General features: G+C 63.5%; 12 protein-coding genes and 1 pseudogene. 7 read left to right on the top strand and 6 right to left on the bottom strand.

Annotated features, from left to right (window positions below; translation table 11 throughout):
- Positions 1-18: 18 nt before the first annotated feature.
- From M0D67_RS27995 to M0D67_RS27985, 3 genes are all read right to left on the bottom strand, one after another.
- Positions 19-792, bottom strand: coding sequence for a slipin family protein (locus tag M0D67_RS27995; RefSeq protein WP_054036028.1), 774 nt, complete (start codon positions 790-792; stop codon positions 19-21).
- Positions 789-2,468, bottom strand: coding sequence for a nodulation protein NfeD (locus M0D67_RS27990; protein ID WP_266240551.1), 1,680 nt, complete (start codon positions 2,466-2,468; stop codon positions 789-791). Before M0D67_RS27990 ends, M0D67_RS27995 begins: the two co-directional genes overlap by 4 nt.
- Positions 2,469-2,550: 82 nt before the next feature.
- Positions 2,551-3,597 (bottom strand): AraC family transcriptional regulator, encoded by a 1,047-nt coding sequence (locus M0D67_RS27985; protein ID WP_266240609.1) that lies wholly within the window; start codon positions 3,595-3,597, stop codon positions 2,551-2,553.
- Between the two features lie 298 nt (positions 3,598-3,895).
- On the opposite strand from M0D67_RS27985, the gene M0D67_RS27980 reads away from it, so the two are divergent.
- From M0D67_RS27980 to M0D67_RS27955, 6 genes are all read left to right on the top strand, one after another.
- The gene (locus M0D67_RS27980) at positions 3,896-5,029 is read left to right on the top strand and encodes an acyl-CoA dehydrogenase (protein ID WP_171928760.1); all 1,134 of its coding nucleotides are present in this window, start codon (positions 3,896-3,898) and stop codon (positions 5,027-5,029) included.
- 107 nt (positions 5,030-5,136) lie between these two features.
- Entirely contained in the window at positions 5,137-6,828 is a 1,692-nt protein-coding gene (locus M0D67_RS27975) for an AMP-binding protein (RefSeq protein ID WP_266240550.1), read from the top strand.
- 70 nt (positions 6,829-6,898) lie between these two features.
- Complete coding sequence (locus M0D67_RS27970; protein ID WP_266240549.1) at positions 6,899-8,416, top strand: CoA-acylating methylmalonate-semialdehyde dehydrogenase; 1,518 nt, start codon at positions 6,899-6,901, stop codon at positions 8,414-8,416.
- Positions 8,417-8,453: 37 nt separating this feature from the next.
- Positions 8,454-9,356, top strand: a complete 903-nt coding sequence (gene mmsB, locus M0D67_RS27965) for a 3-hydroxyisobutyrate dehydrogenase (RefSeq protein ID WP_266240548.1) — start codon at positions 8,454-8,456, stop codon at positions 9,354-9,356.
- The gene (locus M0D67_RS27960; protein ID WP_266240547.1) at positions 9,356-10,174 is read left to right on the top strand and encodes an enoyl-CoA hydratase; all 819 of its coding nucleotides are present in this window, start codon (positions 9,356-9,358) and stop codon (positions 10,172-10,174) included. Before mmsB ends, M0D67_RS27960 begins: the two co-directional genes overlap by 1 nt.
- Positions 10,171-11,319 (top strand): enoyl-CoA hydratase/isomerase family protein, encoded by a 1,149-nt coding sequence (locus M0D67_RS27955; RefSeq protein ID WP_266240546.1) that lies wholly within the window; start codon positions 10,171-10,173, stop codon positions 11,317-11,319. Before M0D67_RS27960 ends, M0D67_RS27955 begins: the two co-directional genes overlap by 4 nt.
- A gap of 51 nt (positions 11,320-11,370) precedes the next feature.
- Here the strand turns inward: M0D67_RS27955 and M0D67_RS27950 are convergent, their stop codons facing one another.
- The 3 genes from M0D67_RS27950 to M0D67_RS27940 all read right to left on the bottom strand — a co-directional run bounded on the left by M0D67_RS27950 (position 11,371) and on the right by M0D67_RS27940 (position 14,625).
- A complete protein-coding gene (locus M0D67_RS27950) occupies positions 11,371-12,627 on the bottom strand; it encodes an MFS transporter (RefSeq protein WP_266240545.1) in 1,257 nt (418 codons plus the stop codon).
- A gap of 77 nt (positions 12,628-12,704) precedes the next feature.
- Entirely contained in the window at positions 12,705-13,532 is an 828-nt protein-coding gene (locus M0D67_RS27945; RefSeq protein WP_266240544.1) for a siderophore-interacting protein, read from the bottom strand.
- A gap of 82 nt (positions 13,533-13,614) precedes the next feature.
- Positions 13,615-14,625: a PadR family transcriptional regulator gene (locus tag M0D67_RS27940; RefSeq protein WP_266240543.1), complete on the bottom strand. Its 1,011-nt coding sequence runs from the start codon at positions 14,623-14,625 to the stop codon at positions 13,615-13,617.
- Positions 14,626-15,221: 596 nt separating this feature from the next.
- On the opposite strand from M0D67_RS27940, the pseudogene M0D67_RS27935 reads away from it, so the two are divergent.
- A pseudogene (locus tag M0D67_RS27935) lies at positions 15,222-15,917 on the top strand (tyrosine-type recombinase/integrase); the annotation flags it as partial.
- Between the last annotated feature and the right edge of the window lie 140 nt (positions 15,918-16,057).

Raw genomic sequence — 16,057 nt, 5'->3', positions numbered from 1 at the left:
AGCGGCGCGCCCCCCGGTTCAGGAGGCCGATGGCTTGCTGAAGCGATCCAGCACCGCGCTCAGCAGATCGATCGGCAGTGGGAAAACGATCGTCGAATTCTTGTCGGCGGCGATCGTCGTGAGGGTTTGCAGGTAACGCAACTGCATGGCCTGCGGTTGTTTCGACAGCGTCTGCGCCGCCTCCAGCAGATGCTGCGAGGCCTGCAATTCGCCTTCCGCATGAATCACCTTGGCGCGCCGTTCGCGCTCGGCTTCGGCCTGACGGGCGATCGCGCGGATCATCGTTTCGTTGATGTCCACATGCTTGATCTCGACGATCGCCACCTTGATGCCCCACGCGTCGGTTTGTGCATCGAGCACCTTCTGGATATCGGCGTTCAGTTGCTCGCGAGCCGCCAGCAGGTCATCGAGTTCGTGCTTGCCGAGCACCGCGCGCAGCGTGGTTTGCGATAACTGGCTGGTCGCCTCGAAATAGCGCGCCACCTGGATCACCGCCTTTTCCGGATCGACGACGCGGAAATACACCACCGCGTTGACCTTCACCGACACGTTGTCGCGCGTAATCACGTCTTGCGGCGGCACATCGAACACGACGGTGCGCAGATCCATGCGCACCACCTGCTGCACGATCGGGATGATCAGTACGAGACCCGGTCCCTTGACCTTCCAGAAGCGCCCGAGCATGAACACCACGCCGCGTTCGTACTCGCGAAAAATCCGTATCGATGAAGCAATCAGTGCGGCCACCAGCAGAATCAGAATGCTGCTGAAGCCGAATGTGAAACCGATCATGAGCGTTCTCCTTGTTGTTGTGCTTCCGCGGGCACCACGGTCAGCGTCAGTCCACGGCGCGCCGTGACGCGCACCGTGTGACCGGCCGCGACGGGGGCCGTGCTGGACACCCGCCAGCGTTCACCATGCACCTGCGCCCAGCCGGCCAGCGTGCCGCCGCCCGCTGCTGCGTCTGCTGTTGCGTCCCCCTGCAGCGGACCACCGTCCGGCGACAGGCCGCCGTCGAGCACGACGCCGAGACTGCCGATCAGCCCTTCCGAGCCCGTCACCACGGGCCGGCTGCGCGCCCGCAGGGCGAGTCTCGACACGCCGAACACAAACACGACGCTGAACACGGTCACGGCCGCGATCAGGGGCAGCGGAATGCCATAACCGGGCACGTCGGTATCGATCAGCATCAACGAGCCGATCACGAACGCGACTATGCCGCCGAAACCGAGTGAGCCGAAGGTCGGCAGAAACGCCTCGCCGATCAGGAATGCGATGCCGAGAAAGATCAGGCCGAGTCCGACGTAGTTGACCGGCAGCATCTGCATCGCGAAGAGACCCATCAGCAGACTGATGGCGCCGACCACGCCTGGCAGCACGAAGCCGGGATTGGCGAACTCGAAGAAGAGGCCGTACATGCCGATCATCAGAAGAACCAGCGCGACGTTCGGATCGGTGATGACCGCGAGAAACTGGCTGCGCCAGTCGGCTTCGAGCGTGACTACCGATGCGTTGGCGGTGCTGAGTTTGACGTCGCCTTGGCTCGTGTTGATGGTGCGGCCGTCCACCTGGCGCAGCAGGTCGGGAATGTCGCGCGCATTCAGATCGACCACGTGCTGCGCGAGCGCCTCGCTGGCCGACAGGCTGACGGCTTCGCGCACGGCGCGCTCGGCCCAGTCGGCGTTGCGTCCGCGCATTTGCGCGAGGCCGCGGATGTAGGCGGCCGCGTCGTGGACCTGCTTGCGCAGTTCGGTGGATTGGGTGTCGAGCGGAAGGGTGGCGCTGGCGGCGTTGCCGGCGCTCGCCGGGGTCGCTGAGCTGGCTGAGTTGGCAGAATTCGCTGGCGCCGCTGGGCTCGCCGAATCCCCCGAGGCAGGCGTTCCGGGCCCGTTCTTTGGTGCGCCGCCGCCGGCTCCCGTGCCGGGTAATCCGGGCATACCGCCGCCGCCCGCAGGCGGTTCCGCACCGCCGATACCCATCTGAATCGGCGTCGCCGCGCCCAGATTGGTGCCCGGCGCCATCGCCGCAATATGGCTGGCGTAGATGATATAGGTGCCGGCGCTCGCCGCTCGCGCGCCACTCGGGGCGATAAAGGTGGCGACCGGCACCGGCGAGCCCAGAATCGCCTTGATGATCTGCCGCATCGACGTATCCAGTCCGCCGGGCGTATCGAGTTGCAGCACGGCGAGTTGCGCGTGTTCGTCGGCGGCGCGCTGCAGGCTGCGCACGATGAAGTCGGCGCTGGCCGGACTGATCGCGCCGTTCACCGGGATCACGACAACGCTATTCGGCGCGCCGGCGGCCTCGGCGACGCCAACCCGCGGTGCGTTTTCACACAATGCAAACCCGAGCGCCAACAGTACGCCGAACGCGGTCATGCCGCGCATCAACCGGCCCACGACTCCGCCACGGATAAGCGCAAAGCGCGGACCAGACTGCCGGAACGGGAGGCGCGGATACGTGCTCATCGCTGACGGCTGCCGCGCCATGCCGACGGGTATCGACCGGCGCGGGCCGATACCCCAAAAAGGCTGGCCTGCTCCTTACAGCTTAGTCCGATTCCGCGCGGCGCGTGAAATCCGCGCGTGCCGGCCGGTAGTCGGTCGGCCGCATCCCGGTCCATTTGCGGAACGCGCGATGAAACGCGCTCGGTTCGGCAAAACCCACGGCAGTGGCGATGTCGGCGATCGTGCGATCGGTGTCCTGCAGTTCGCCGATTGCGATGTCACGCCGCAAGTCGTCCTTGATCGACTGATAGGTATAGCCTTCCTGTTTCAAACGCCGCCGCATCGTTGCCTCGGCGACGTGCAGGCGCAGCGCCATCTGGTCGGCGGCCGGCCAGCCGGCCATCGGCAGCGCGCGCAGCATCTTGCGCACGCGCGCGGCAAGCGAGCCGGGATTGCGGTATTTGACGATGAAGCTGCCGGGCGCATCGCGCAGGAACGGCTTGACCGATTTCGTGGTCTGGATCACCGGCAGTTCGAGAAACGCCGGCGACAGGTCGACGTACGACTCGGTTTGATCGAACGCCATGTCGTCGCAGAACATCAGACGGTATTCGTGCGCGGCAGGCGGTTCGGCGCAGCGAAAGCGCGCCTCGATCAGCGGAATGCGCCGCCCGACCAGCCAGCACAGCAGGCCGTAAACAACGATGAAGTAGGTCGCATAAGCGAACATGGCCGGCGGCCTCGCGCCTTTGCGTTCGACAAACCGCAAGCGCACGCGCTGCGCATCCGTTTCGATCTCTGCGCCAAGATCGTCGAGTACGAGCCGCATGAAACCGACCGCCCGCGCGAGCGCTTGCGCGCCGTTGCGCGCGCTCAGCGCCGTCTGGGTCATTGCGATGAAGCTGCCGCTTTTCATGCGGTGCGAGTCCTGGCCGAAGAACTCGTCGTCCAGCGCGCGGGCGATACCGGCCCACAGCGTGCCGTACTGCGTCGACGAGACCCGGCTTTTCGGCGACGCCAGCATCGTTGCCGCGATGCCGGCGGCTTCGGCGAGCGGCAGCGCCTCGAACCCGCGCGCTCGCGCGAGCGTCAGGGTCTCCTCGACGAGACTGACGGAAATCGTGCCCTTGTCGTCCTTGGCGTTTTTCATGTTTTTCATGGTTCTCTGGCAAATGCGCTCAACATTTTCCTTGGGGCGATTCGCTAAGCCTTTGAAAATGCGGTTGGAATCGGGTTTGCATGATACCGGTATGGCAAATGCGCTCAATCAGAATGATCGGGCTGAGCATCGAACCTGTCCAGTAGCTTCCCTACACTTGGCCTGAACCCATCGCGGGACGCCTCGCCCCGGAGACACCACGGCGAGGCCGGTCATCCCCCCGCGATGAGTCGCAAATGACGAGCAGCGCCTCGTCGCCGCGACGCGATGCATACAACAGGATCGAGCCATGGATAGCTTCTACACCGACGAACAGCGGATGATCCGCGACGCCGCCCGCGACTTCGCCACCGAGCGTCTCGCGCCGTACGCGGGGCAGTGGGATCGCGACGCGAAACTGCCCTCCGAAGTCGTGACGCAAATGGGTGAGCTGGGCTTTCTCGGGATGATCGTGCCGTCCGAGTGGGGCGGTTCCTATACGGACTACGTGGCGTACGCGCTCGCGCTCGAGGAGATCGCTGCGGGCTGCGCCGCCTGCGCCACGCTGATGAGCGTGCACAACTCGGTCGGCTGCGGGCCGATCCTGAACTTCGGCACGGACGCACAAAAAGACCGCTATCTGCAAGACCTCGCCACGGGCCGCCGCATCGGCGCGTTCTGCCTGACCGAGCCGCAAGCCGGCTCCGAGGCAAACAATCTGCGCACCCGTGCGGTGCTGCGCGACGGCAAATGGATTCTCAACGGCAACAAGCAGTTCGTGACCAACGGGGCGCGCGCCGACATCGCGATCGTGTTTGCCGTCACCGATCCCGACCGCGGCAAACGCGGCCTGTCAGCCTTCATCGTGCCGACCGATACGCCGGGCTTCAACGTCGGCAAGCCCGAGCATAAGCTCGGCATTCGCGCCTCGGACACCTGCCCGATCTCGTTCGACGATTGCGCGGTGCCCGAAGCCAATCTGCTCGGCGAACCGGGCGAAGGCCTGCGCATCGCATTGTCGAATCTCGAGGGCGGGCGCATCGGTATTGCGGCACAGGCGGTCGGCATCGCGCGGGCTGCATTCGATGCCGCGCGCCTCTATGCGAACGAACGCGTGCAGTTCGGCAAGGCGCTGAAGGACCACCAGACCATCGCCAATATGCTCGCCGACATGGCGACCCGCCTGAACGCCGCGCGTCTGCTCGTGCATCACGCTGCGCGTCTTCGCACGGAGGGCAAGCCGTGTTTGTCCGAGGCGTCACAGGCCAAGCTGTTTGCGTCGGAACTCGCCGAAGAGATCTGTTCGAATGCGATCCAGATTCACGGCGGCTACGGCTATCTCGAGGACTATGCGGTGGAACGTCACTATCGCGACGCCCGCATCACGCAGATTTACGAAGGAACCAGCGAAGTGCAGCGGATGGTTATCGCGCGGCATGTTTAAACGCAAGTTAGACGGCGTTTGAGCGCAAAATAGCCTGCCGGCAAGGCAAATGCACAGGCAAAAATCAGAGCGCATACCGCGCCACCAGCATGGAATTGGAGACGACGATGACTGCAGCGAAGGGCTTTCTCGAAGCGCGCGACCTGTTATTGCGCCATCGAACCGACTACGACCGCGCCTACCGCGAATTTGCGTGGCCAACACCGGGCCAGTTCAACTGGGCGCTCGACTACTTCGACGTGATCGCGCGCGACAACGACAACCCGGCGTTGTGGATCGTCGACGATCCGGCCAGCGACGGCCTGCGCCTCTCCTACGCGCAGATGTCGGAGCGTTCGTCGCGCATGGCGAACTTCCTGCGCGGCCTCGGCGTAGGGCGCGGCGACCGCTTGCTGCTGATGCTGCCGAACCGCGTCGAACTCTGGGACGTGATGCTCGCCGCCATGAAGCTCGGCGCGATCGTGCTGCCGGCCACCACCCAGCTTTCCGCCGACGACGTGCGCGACCGCGTGCAGATCGGCGGCGCGCAATTCGTGGTGGTCGATAGCGCGGAGCTCGCCAAGTTCGATGCACTCGACGTGCCGCTCACGCGCATCTCGGTCGGCACGCCGCGCGACGGCTGGATCGATCTGGGCGCGGCCTATGACGCATCGCCGCAATTCACGCCCGACGGCGTCACGCACGCCACCGATCCGATGCTGCTGTACTTCACCTCGGGCACGACCTCGAAGCCGAAGCTGGTCGAGCATACGCATCAGAGCTACCCGATCGGCCATCTGTCGACGATGTACTGGATCGGCCTGCAACCGAACGACATCCATTGGAACATCAGCTCGCCGGGCTGGGCCAAGCACGCGTGGAGCTGCTTCTACGCGCCGTGGAATGCGCAGGCCTGCGTGTTCGTTTTCAACTTTCCGCGCTTTGTACCGAAAGACACGCTCGACGTGCTGGTGCGTTTCAACGTCACCACGCTGTGTGCGCCGCCGACTGTGTGGCGCATGCTCGTGCAGGAGCATCTCACCGACTATCCGGTGAAGCTGCGCGAGATCGTCGGCGCGGGCGAGCCGTTGAATCCGGAGATCATCGAACGCGTCAAGCATGCGTGGGGTATCACGATACGCGACGGTTTCGGTCAGACCGAAACGACCTGCCAGATCGGCAACCCGCCGGGCCAACCGGTTGTGCCGGGTTCAATGGGCCGTCCGTTGCCGGGCTACAAAATCGAACTCCTCGATGCCGACGATCAACCCGTCACCGAAGGCGAAATCTCGCTGTCTCTGGCCGAACGTCCGCTCGGTTTGATGACCGGCTACGCGAACAACGCCAACGCGACCGCGCAAGCCATGCGCAACGGGTTCTATCACACCTCCGACGTCGCATTGCGCCGTGATGACGGCTACTACGTCTACGTCGGCCGCGCCGATGACGTGTTCAAATCGTCCGATTACCGGCTGAGCCCCTTCGAACTCGAAAGCGTGCTGATCGAACACGAAGCGATCGGCGAAGCCGCTGTGGTGCCGAGCGCCGATGCATTGCGCCTGGCGGTGCCCAAAGCGTTCGTCACCGTGCGCCAGGGCTATGAAGCAAGCCCCGAACTCGCGCGCGCGGTCTTCGCGTTCTCGCGCGAAAAACTCGCACCGTACAAGCGGATTCGCCGCCTGCAATTCAGCGAGCTGCCGAAAACCATCTCCGGCAAGATCCGCCGCGTCGAATTGCGGCGCCGCGAAATGGAGCGCGAAGCCGAACCCGCGCGCCTGCCGGGCGAGTACTGGGAAGAGGACTTCCCGGATCTGCGTTGATTCTGCTTTGATTCTCTTTATTCCACATCACTGTCCGGCCGCCACGCGGCCACTGCACAGGAGTTCCAGCATGAGCGCAACTGCATCGAACAAGGCCGCCACCGTCAAACTGCTGATCAACGGCGAGTTCGTCGAATCCAAAACCACCGAATGGCGCGACATCGTCAACCCGGCTACGCAAGAGGTGCTCGCACGCGTACCGTTCGCCACCGCCGATGAAGTGAACGAAGCGATCCGCTCCGCGCACACCGCGTTCAAGACGTGGAAGAACACGCCGATCGGCGCGCGCATGCGCATCATGCTGAAGTTCCAGGCGCTGATTCGCGAGCATTCGCCGCGTATTGCCAAGACACTGAGCGCAGAGCAGGGCAAGACGATCCCCGACGCGGAAGGCGATATCTTCCGCGGGCTCGAAGTGGTCGAACATGCCTGCTCGATCGGCACCTTGCAGCAAGGTGAGTTCGCCGAGAATGTGGCGGGCGGCGTGGATACCTACACGTTGCGTCAGCCGATCGGCGTATGCGCCGGCATCACGCCGTTCAATTTCCCCGCCATGATCCCCTTGTGGATGTTCCCGATGGCGATCGTTTGCGGCAATACGTTCGTGCTGAAGCCTTCGGAGCAGGATCCCATGTCGACGATGCAACTGGTCGAACTGGCGCTCGAAGCCGGTGTGCCGAAGGGCGTGCTGAATGTAGTGCACGGCGGCAAGGACGTGGTCGATGCGCTCTGCACGCATGATCTGGTGAAGGCGATTTCCTTCGTCGGCTCGACCGCGGTCGGCACGCACGTTTATCGCCTCGGTAGCGAACACGGCAAGCGCGTGCAATCGATGATGGGCGCAAAGAATCACGCGGTGGTGCTACCCGATGCGAATCGCGAGCAGACCTTGAATGCGCTAGCCGGTGCAGGGTTCGGTGCAGCGGGACAGCGTTGCATGGCGACCTCGGTGGTCGTGCTGGTCGGCGCGGCGCAGCAATGGCTGCCCGAGCTGGTCGCGAAGGCAAAGACGCTGAAGGTCAACGCGGGTAATGAGCCGGGTACGGACGTCGGCCCGGTCGTCTCACGCGCCGCGAAGCAGCGCATTCTCGGCCTGATCGAAACGGGCGTAAAAGAGGGCGCAACGCTGGCGCTCGACGGCCGCGATGTGAAGGTGCCGGGCTACGAGCAAGGCAACTTCATCGGCCCGACGGTGTTCGCGGACGTCACCACGGAGATGGAGATCTATCGTCAGGAAATCTTCGGCCCGGTTCTGGTGGTACTGAATGCCGCCACGCTCGATGACGCGATCGCGCTCGTTAATAGCAATCCGTTCGGCAACGGCGTGGGTCTTTTCACGCAAAGCGGCGCGGCGGCGCGCAAATTCCAGAGCGAGATCGATATCGGCCAGGTCGGCATCAATATTCCGATTCCGGTGCCCGTGCCGTTCTTCAGTTTCACCGGCTCGCGCGGCTCGAAACTCGGCGACCTCGGGCCGTACGGCAAGCAGGTCGTGCAGTTCTACACGCAGACCAAGACGGTTACCGCCCGCTGGTTCGACGACGATACCGTCAACGACGGCGTCAACACGACCATCAGCCTGCGCTGAGGCCTAAGGTCTATTGCTTTGCATGGGAAATGACATCATGAAAATAGGCTTTATCGGACTCGGCAACATGGGCGCACCGATGGCGCTCAACCTGCTGAAGGCGGGTCACGCGATCAATGTATTCGATCTCAATGCGCAAGCGGTGCAGGCACTCGTCGATGCGGGTGCTAAAGCCGCAAGTTCGCCGAAAGCCGCGGTGACCGACGTCGAATGTGTGGTGACGATGCTGCCCGCTGCCACTCACGTGCGCAGCGTGCTGATAGCGGATGACGGTGTTTTCGCCGGCATCGCGGAAGGCGTGACGATCATCGATTCGAGCACCATCGATCCCGCGAGTGTGAAGGCGTTTGCCGAACTTGCCGAGCAACGCGGTAATACCTTCGTTGACGCGCCCGTCTCGGGCGGCACCGGTGGCGCGGCGGCGGGCACCTTGACCTTCATGGTCGGCGGCAGCGCGGATGTGTATGAGCAGGTCAAGCCGGTGTTGTCGGCGATGGGCAAGAACATCGTGCATTGCGGCGACACCGGCACCGGTCAGGTGGCGAAGATCTGCAATAACCTCGTGCTCGGCATCACCATGGCGGGCGTGGCCGAGGCGATGTCATTGGGCGAGGCGCTCGGCATCGACGCGAAAGTGCTGGGCGGCATCATCAATACCTCGACGGGCCGCTGCTGGAGTTCGAACACGTATAACCCGATGCCCGGCGTGATCGAAACCGCGCCGTCCACGCGTGGTTACACCGGCGGCTTCGGCACCGATCTGATGCTCAAGGACCTGGGCCTCGCCACCGACGCCGCAAAATTCGCGCGTCAACCGGTGTATCTCGGCGCTCTGGCTCAACAGCTTTATCAGACGATGAGCACGAAGGGCGCGGGACGTCTGGACTTCTCGGCGGTGATCAAGCTCTATCGCAAGGACGGCAAGGACGGAGACGCGTGATGATCGAACTCGACTACGCACACGACGGCGCCGTTGCGTTGCTGACACTCAAACGGCCGCCCGCGAATGCATTCACACCGGACGGTTTGCTGCAATTGCAGCAGACGGTGGAGCGTCTGAACGGCGAAGCGCGCGTGCGCGCCATTGTGATCACGGGCGACGGCCCCAAGTTCTTCAGCGCGGGCGCCGATCTGAACACGTTTGCTGACGGTAATCGCGAAGTTGCGCGCACGGCGGCGACGCGTTTCGGCGCGGCGTTCGAGACCCTGCAGAATGCGCGGCCGGTGGTGATCGCCGCGATCAACGGTTACGCGATGGGCGGTGGACTCGAATGCGCGCTGGCCTGTGATATCCGCATCGCCGAGCAGCACGCGTTGATGGCTTTGCCTGAAACGGCAGTGGGCTTGCTGCCATGCGGCTGCGGCACGCAGACACTGCCGTGGCTGGTCGGCGAAGGCTGGGCCAAGCGGATGATCCTGACCGGCGAACGCGTCGACGCTGCGACCGCATTGCGTATCGGTCTCGTCGAAGAAGTGGTGGAAAAGGGCGCCGCGCGCGAGGCCGCGTTGACGATGGCAGCGCGTGTCGCGAGCCTCAGCCCGCAAGCGGTCGGCTTCAGCAAAACCCTGATTCACCAGGGCCGCAACGGCGTGCCGCGTGCGGCGGCGTTGGCGGTGGAGCGGGAACGCTTTGTCGATCTGTTCGACGGCGCCGATCAGCGCGAAGGCGTCAATGCGTTTCTCGAGAAGCGCGCGCCACGCTGGCAGGTGACGCAGGCTGAGCCGTCCGCTAAAGCCGGGCAGGAGACGCATCGATGAGCGCCTTACAGAGCGTCGCGGTCGATACGGGCGTCGAAGCGGAGCGCGAGATTCTGTTTCGCGTCGTCAACCGCGTGGCGATCATCACGCTGAACCGGCCGGCCGCGCTCAATGCGCTATCGCACGCGATGGTGCGCGAGCTTGCCGTACTAGTCGAACACTGCCGTACCGACGACGGCATCGTTGCCCTCGTGCTGAAAGGTGCGGGCGCCAAGGGCTTTTGTGCCGGCGGCGATGTGCGCGAGGTGCACCGGCTCGCGAAGAATGGCGACAGCCGGTGGCTTGCGTTCTTCGTCGACGAATACCGGCTCGACTACGCGCTGCACAATTTTCCGAAGCCGGTGGTCGCCTTGCTCGACGGTATCTCGATGGGCGGCGGGATGGGGCTCGGTCAGGCGGCGCGGCTGCGCATCGTCACGGAGCGCAGCAAGATCGCGATGCCGGAGACGCGCATCGGCTTCCTCCCTGACGTCGGTGCGACGCGTTTCCTGAGCGTGTTGCCGGCGGAGGTCGCGTTGTATGTCGGGCTCACCGGCGTGACGCTATCCGGCGCCGATGCATTGCGCCTGCAACTGGCGGATCTGTGCGTGCCGGCCGAGTGGCTTGGCACCTTCGAAGAGCGCCTGCAGCGCATGTCGCACGCGGGAGACTTGATGGCTGCATTGCGCGGCGTGTTCGAGCCGCCGTGCAACATCATCCCGCATGCTGCATTGGGGCCGTTTACCCAGTTGATCCTGCGGCATTTCGACCGGCGGTCGAGCATCGAGCGGATCGTCGCGACGTTGCGCCACGATCTGGAGCGCGAGCCCGCGCGTGAGGTGAAACAGTGGCTGCAATCTGCTTATGACGCGATGGTTGGACACTCGCCCACGATGCTGTATGTCACACGCGAGGCACTCCTGCGCGGCCGGCAGATGACCTTGGCGGAGTGCTTCCGGATGGAGCTGGGCATCGTCAAGCGGGTGATCGAGGAAGGCGACTTCTGCGAAGGCGTGAGGGCGCACTTGATCGACAAGGATCGCAAGAGCCGCTGGGCGCCGGCGACGCTTGCGGAAGTGCGCTCGGAACGCGTCCGCCATTTTCTGAGCTCACCGTGGAAGCGGGAAACGCATCCGCTGGTTGGGTTGGGGGTTGAGGAAGGTTGAAGGCAGCGCGCGCCGACGCGGTGTTTCAGGCTGCGTCGGCGTGCGTGAACGTCAACCTTCTCCTACTGTGTCGCCCCTGAATACACCTGGTGGCGGCACTGTACTTTGCGCCCCCCGAACCCGGGAAACCCAAAGCACCCCAATCAACGCGACGGCGACTGCCACCCATCCAACGGTCCCATATCCCTCGATCTGTCCCGTCGGCGAACTGCTCAGCATCAAGCCGCCGATCCATGCGCCACACCCCGTGCCCAAGGCCTGTAGCGCACTGTTGGCGCTAAGAAATGCACCGCGGCGCGCAGGCTCGGGTACGGTCGTCAGCAGTGCCTGCATCGGCACCATCCGCCCGGACATCAGCACCATGAAAAACGGGAAAAACATCACCAGCGCGTAGAACGGCAAATTCGGCAGATGCGTCACAAGCAGGACGGGCAGAAACGATAGTGCCGCCGCAATCTGGAATACGAGCCGCGTGCCGAACCGGTCTGCCAGCCGGCCGACCCGGCGCGACGTGAAGAACGTTGCCGCGCCACCTGCCATATACAGCCACGACAATTGCGCGGGGGCCACGCCATGATTGGCGACCAGAACCGGTGAGATAAAGGGGATCACCAGCATGTGGGCGACCATCATCATGAAAGTCAGCGCAAACGCATTCATATGCCGTGGGTTGCTCAGCAGCCGCCACCAATCAGGCAGCACCTCGCCGAGCGCCGGCTGGCGACGGCTTAAATGCTCCGCAAGCGATGGGACCAGTTGCCACCCCGCAACCCAGACGGCCACCGACAACACCACCAGCAAATAAAACGGTGCTGCCCAGGTGAAGTGCGCGCCAAGCATCACGCCAGCCGGCACGCCGGCAATCGCGGCCAATGAAAAGGCGGTCATGATCGTGCCCGTCGCGGCGCCGCGGCGTTGCACTGGGATCACGTCGCCGACAATCGCCATGATCACTGAGCCCAACACGCCACCCGTAATGCCGGCAAACGCGCGCGCGACAAGCAGAAGGGGGAAGCTGCTCGCCAACGCGCACGCCAGGTTCGACAGCGCGAACAGCGCGTACATCGTCAGTAACAGACGACGCCGGTCGAAGCGGTCGATATAGGTCGCGGCGAATAAGCCCGACAGGCCGGAACACCATGAATAGGCCGATACGGCTGTCGCAAACGCGGCTGGTGTGATACTGAACGAGTGCATGATCTGCGGGCCGAGCGGCATCATCACCATGAAGTCCATGATGATGGTGAACTGAGTCAGCGCAAGCAGCCACAGCAAACGTCGCTCGTGCCTTGTGCTAATTGAATACATCGGTCAATTCCTTGTTTTTGTTCGACGCACGCCGTTTGCAAGGCTCGCGCAGTTCATTGCGCGCAGGCTGCGGACAATCAGTCGTCGAGCGTTTCATGGACCGCTTCGGTGCCCTGTTTCCAGTAGCTGGCCGCGCGAATGCGCGACTTGTCGACGCCACGTTCGGTGCACAGGTGGTAGCGCACCGCACGCATCGTCGCGGATTCGCCGGCCGCCCATACATAGCCTTCACCGTCTTCGGGCAAGTAGATTTCGCGTACCGCTTGCAGCAACGCCTCGCCGCGATAGTCAGATTCGCTGCGATGGCGCCAGACCATGTGCAATTCGGCCTGCGTTGCGAATTCGATCTGTGCCGACGGATCGGCCACTTCGATCACCGCAGCGACGCGTGTGCCGGCAGGCAACTCTTCGAGGCGGCGAGCAATCGCCGGCAAGGCAGTGTCGTCGCCGATCAGCAGATGCCAGTCGAAGCCGGTCGGTATCACCAGCGAGCCGCGCGGGCCGCCGATGCCGAGGTACTGGCCCACTTTGGCTTGCGCCGCCCACGTTGCAGCCGGGCCGGCCTCGTGCATGGCGAACTCGATGTCCAGTTCGCGCGCTTCAGCGTCGAAGCGGCGCGGCGTGAAATCGCGGGCAATCGGCCGCGGCTGGCCGGCGGGAAACACGGGGCCGTCAGGGCCGGCTTCCGGCAGCACGGGTTTGTCGGCGCCGGGTTCGGGGAAGAACACTTTGATGTGATCGTCGAACGAAGCGGAGACGAAGTCGTGCAGATCCTCGCCCGTGAAGGTCACGCGAATCAGATGCGGGTTCAGCGCGTGGACCTTTTTGACCTGCAACAGACGGAACTTCAGCGGATGCCGCACGCGATGGACTGCCAGATCGGCTCGGTTGTCATTTGTCAGCATAAGGGTGCCACTCCTGTCGGTTTGATTGGCGCGCGAAGGTGCACATGGGCGCCTTCGAACGCGGGTGTCGGATAGCGCGATCTCAAGCGGCCGGTTCGCTGCCTTGATCGCCGCCTTGATCGCTGCCGGGCTTGCCTTCGCCTTCGATCTCATTCGCCGCACGCATCAGGATCGCGGCGATGCGGCGCTGTTCGGCGGCCGGCACGTTGTCACGGCGCAGGAGCGCATGCTTCAGCGCGCGGCGCGCTTCGCTCAGTTCGGGCAGCCAGCCGCCTTCGCTGATGTCGGCCGGCTCCTCGCCGGCAAACGCGCGGCGCACGGAATCCATCTTGCGGGCGATATGCGACAGTTTGGCGAGCATCAATTCGACGCGGTCGCGGTTGGTGGCCAGGTACTCGCGGCCCGCTGCCGACAGTTCGTAACGCTTGCGATTGCCTTCGAGTTGCACGGTCACGTAGCCGAGTTCTTCCAGATACGTGAGCGCCGGATAGACCATGCCCGGGCTCGGACTGTAGAAGCCGTTCGAGCGCGTTTCGAGCGCCTTGATCAGCTCGTAGCCGTGGCTCGGCTGCGCGTTGATCATCGAGAGCAGCAGCAATTGCAGATCGTCGGAGCTGAATTTGCGGCCGCGCGGAAAACCGTCGCCGTCGCCGCCGAAGCCGCCCGGGCCACCGCCGCCGAAGCGTCCGCCGCGACCGCCGCCGCGATGGTCGTCATGGCGGCCGATTGCGTGCCACAGTGCGTGAAGCGAGAAGCGGTCGTAGCCGTGATGGCCGAAGCGGTGACCGTGACCGAAACCGTCGCGGTCGCTGTGGTCATTGCGTCCGCCGTGGCGGCCATGGCTACGCTCGTTGCCGTGGAACTCGTGCCGGTCGCCGCGGCTACGCTCTTCGCCATGAAACTCGTGCCAGTCGCCGCGGCCGCCATGACGGCGTTCGAAGTCTTCGCCGCGTTGTTCGCCGCCGCGCTCGCCGCGGAACTCGTAATGACGGGCGAAGGCATGCCAAAGCGCATGCAGCGACGGGCGGTCATGCCCTGCGAAGAAACCTTCGTCCGCGCCACGCGAACGGGAAAAACGATGGTGATGACGCATGTTGGGGACTCCCATTTGTGTCTTAAGATGTGTCGTAAGATATATATCTAAAGATAGTTTGTCAAACCTATTTTTTGCACCTATCGGCAGACAACAAAGTCCGCGGGAAGCCGAAAAGGGCCGTTCAGAGTCAACAAAGTCTGCGGCAACGCGAATTTTCGTTGTGCGGCGCACAATTTTTAGGGGCGATTGGCCTGCAGTGCGCCCTGCGGAGACGCGAGTTGCCAATACACAAAACTGGCCACGATCGCAAAGTGCGAACTTGCTCTCGTATCGCCGCTTTTTCCAATCGGGTGGGAACTCAGTCGGAAGTGTGCGAACGGGTATTGCGGAGCTTCGCAATAGATCGCGCACTAAAGCGCCGTCAGTTAGGCGGAGATTTCAGGGCGGTATGAAAACTCCTGTGGGCTAAGGACGTTTCCGAGCCCTTTCATCAAGGCTCTTTGGAGCTATACGAATAAGCAGTCAGTTGTCGAAGCGATGCGTCCTTGGAGACTCATCGCCCGGCAGGGATATGCAGTGGAGGCACGACGCTCGTGCCAGAGGCTAATCAACATGTTAGGTAATCCGCCTCGTTCTTCAACAGGAGCCGAGTCATGACCTCCTTACCGGCAAACGCCAGCCCACTGCGCCAGCGCATGATCGACGACATGCGCATGCGCCAGCTTGCCCCCAAGACGCAGGACATTTATCTGCACATCGTGCGTGAGTTCGCCCGGTTTCTCGGGCGCTCACCGGACACCGCCACCGTCGAGGACCTGCGCCGCTACCAGTTCTATCTCGTCGACCACGGCACATCAGCCGTGTCGCTGAACCACGCGATCACCGGCCTGAAGTTCTTCTTCACAGTCACGCTCGACCGCCCCGAGCTGAAGGTCAGAATGCAACCGGTGCGCGTGCCCCGCATATTGCCCGTCGTGCTCAGTCCCGATGAAGTGCGGCGACTCATTGAGGCGGCCGGCAACCGGAAGCACCAGACCGCGCTGTCGGTCGCGTACGGCGCGGGGCTACGCGCCAGCGAAGTGGTCGCGCTGAAGGTCACCGACGTCGACAGCGAACGCATGACACTGCGCATCGAGCAGGGCAAGGGTCGCCGTGACCGCTACGCAATGCTCTCGCCCGTGCTGCTCGAGCGCCTGCGCGTGTGGTGGCGCGTGGCCCATGCGCAGGGCAAGATGCTCGATGGTGGGTGGCTGTTTCCCGGGCTCGATCCGCTCGATCAGCTAAGCACGCGACAGTTGAACCGTTCCATTCATGCCGCCTCCGAGGCTGCGAATATCGGTGAACAGGTGCCCGATGTGGCAAAGCAGTGCTAGGTCTAATGTTTGTCGAGGCGTGCAAAGACTACTTCCTCAAATCCCGCACAGAAGATACCAAAGCTACGATGGCTGTCACCGCGATACGGCGCGTCGTCACAGTCGGAACTAGGATG

It is taken from the genome of Paraburkholderia sp. SECH4, assembly GCF_030511745.1.
In the GTDB taxonomy this organism is placed as follows: Bacteria; Pseudomonadota; Gammaproteobacteria; order Burkholderiales; family Burkholderiaceae; genus Paraburkholderia; species Paraburkholderia madseniana.
Note: the sequence above shows the minus strand (reverse complement) of the source record. Positions and strands in the feature narration are given on the sequence as shown.

Bases quoted from the DNA above. Each gene is read 5' to 3' on its own strand.
- M0D67_RS27995 (WP_054036028.1), bottom strand. From the start codon at position 792: ATGATCGGTTTCACATTCGGCTTCAGCAGCATTCTGATTCTGCTGGTG.
- M0D67_RS27990 (WP_266240551.1), bottom strand. From the start codon at position 2,468: ATGAGCACGTATCCGCGCCTCCCGTTCCGGCAGTCTGGTCCGCGCTTT.
- M0D67_RS27985 (WP_266240609.1), bottom strand. From the start codon at position 3,597: ATGAAAAACGCCAAGGACGACAAGGGCACGATTTCCGTCAGTCTCGTC.
- M0D67_RS27980 (WP_171928760.1), top strand. From the start codon at position 3,896: ATGGATAGCTTCTACACCGACGAACAGCGGATGATCCGCGACGCCGCC.
- M0D67_RS27975 (WP_266240550.1), top strand. From the start codon at position 5,137: ATGACTGCAGCGAAGGGCTTTCTCGAAGCGCGCGACCTGTTATTGCGC.
- M0D67_RS27970 (WP_266240549.1), top strand. From the start codon at position 6,899: ATGAGCGCAACTGCATCGAACAAGGCCGCCACCGTCAAACTGCTGATC.
- mmsB (WP_266240548.1), top strand. From the start codon at position 8,454: ATGAAAATAGGCTTTATCGGACTCGGCAACATGGGCGCACCGATGGCG.
- M0D67_RS27960 (WP_266240547.1), top strand. From the start codon at position 9,356: ATGATCGAACTCGACTACGCACACGACGGCGCCGTTGCGTTGCTGACA.
- M0D67_RS27955 (WP_266240546.1), top strand. From the start codon at position 10,171: ATGAGCGCCTTACAGAGCGTCGCGGTCGATACGGGCGTCGAAGCGGAG.
- M0D67_RS27950 (WP_266240545.1), bottom strand. From the start codon at position 12,627: ATGTATTCAATTAGCACAAGGCACGAGCGACGTTTGCTGTGGCTGCTT.
- M0D67_RS27945 (WP_266240544.1), bottom strand. From the start codon at position 13,532: ATGCTGACAAATGACAACCGAGCCGATCTGGCAGTCCATCGCGTGCGG.
- M0D67_RS27940 (WP_266240543.1), bottom strand. From the start codon at position 14,625: ATGCGTCATCACCATCGTTTTTCCCGTTCGCGTGGCGCGGACGAAGGT.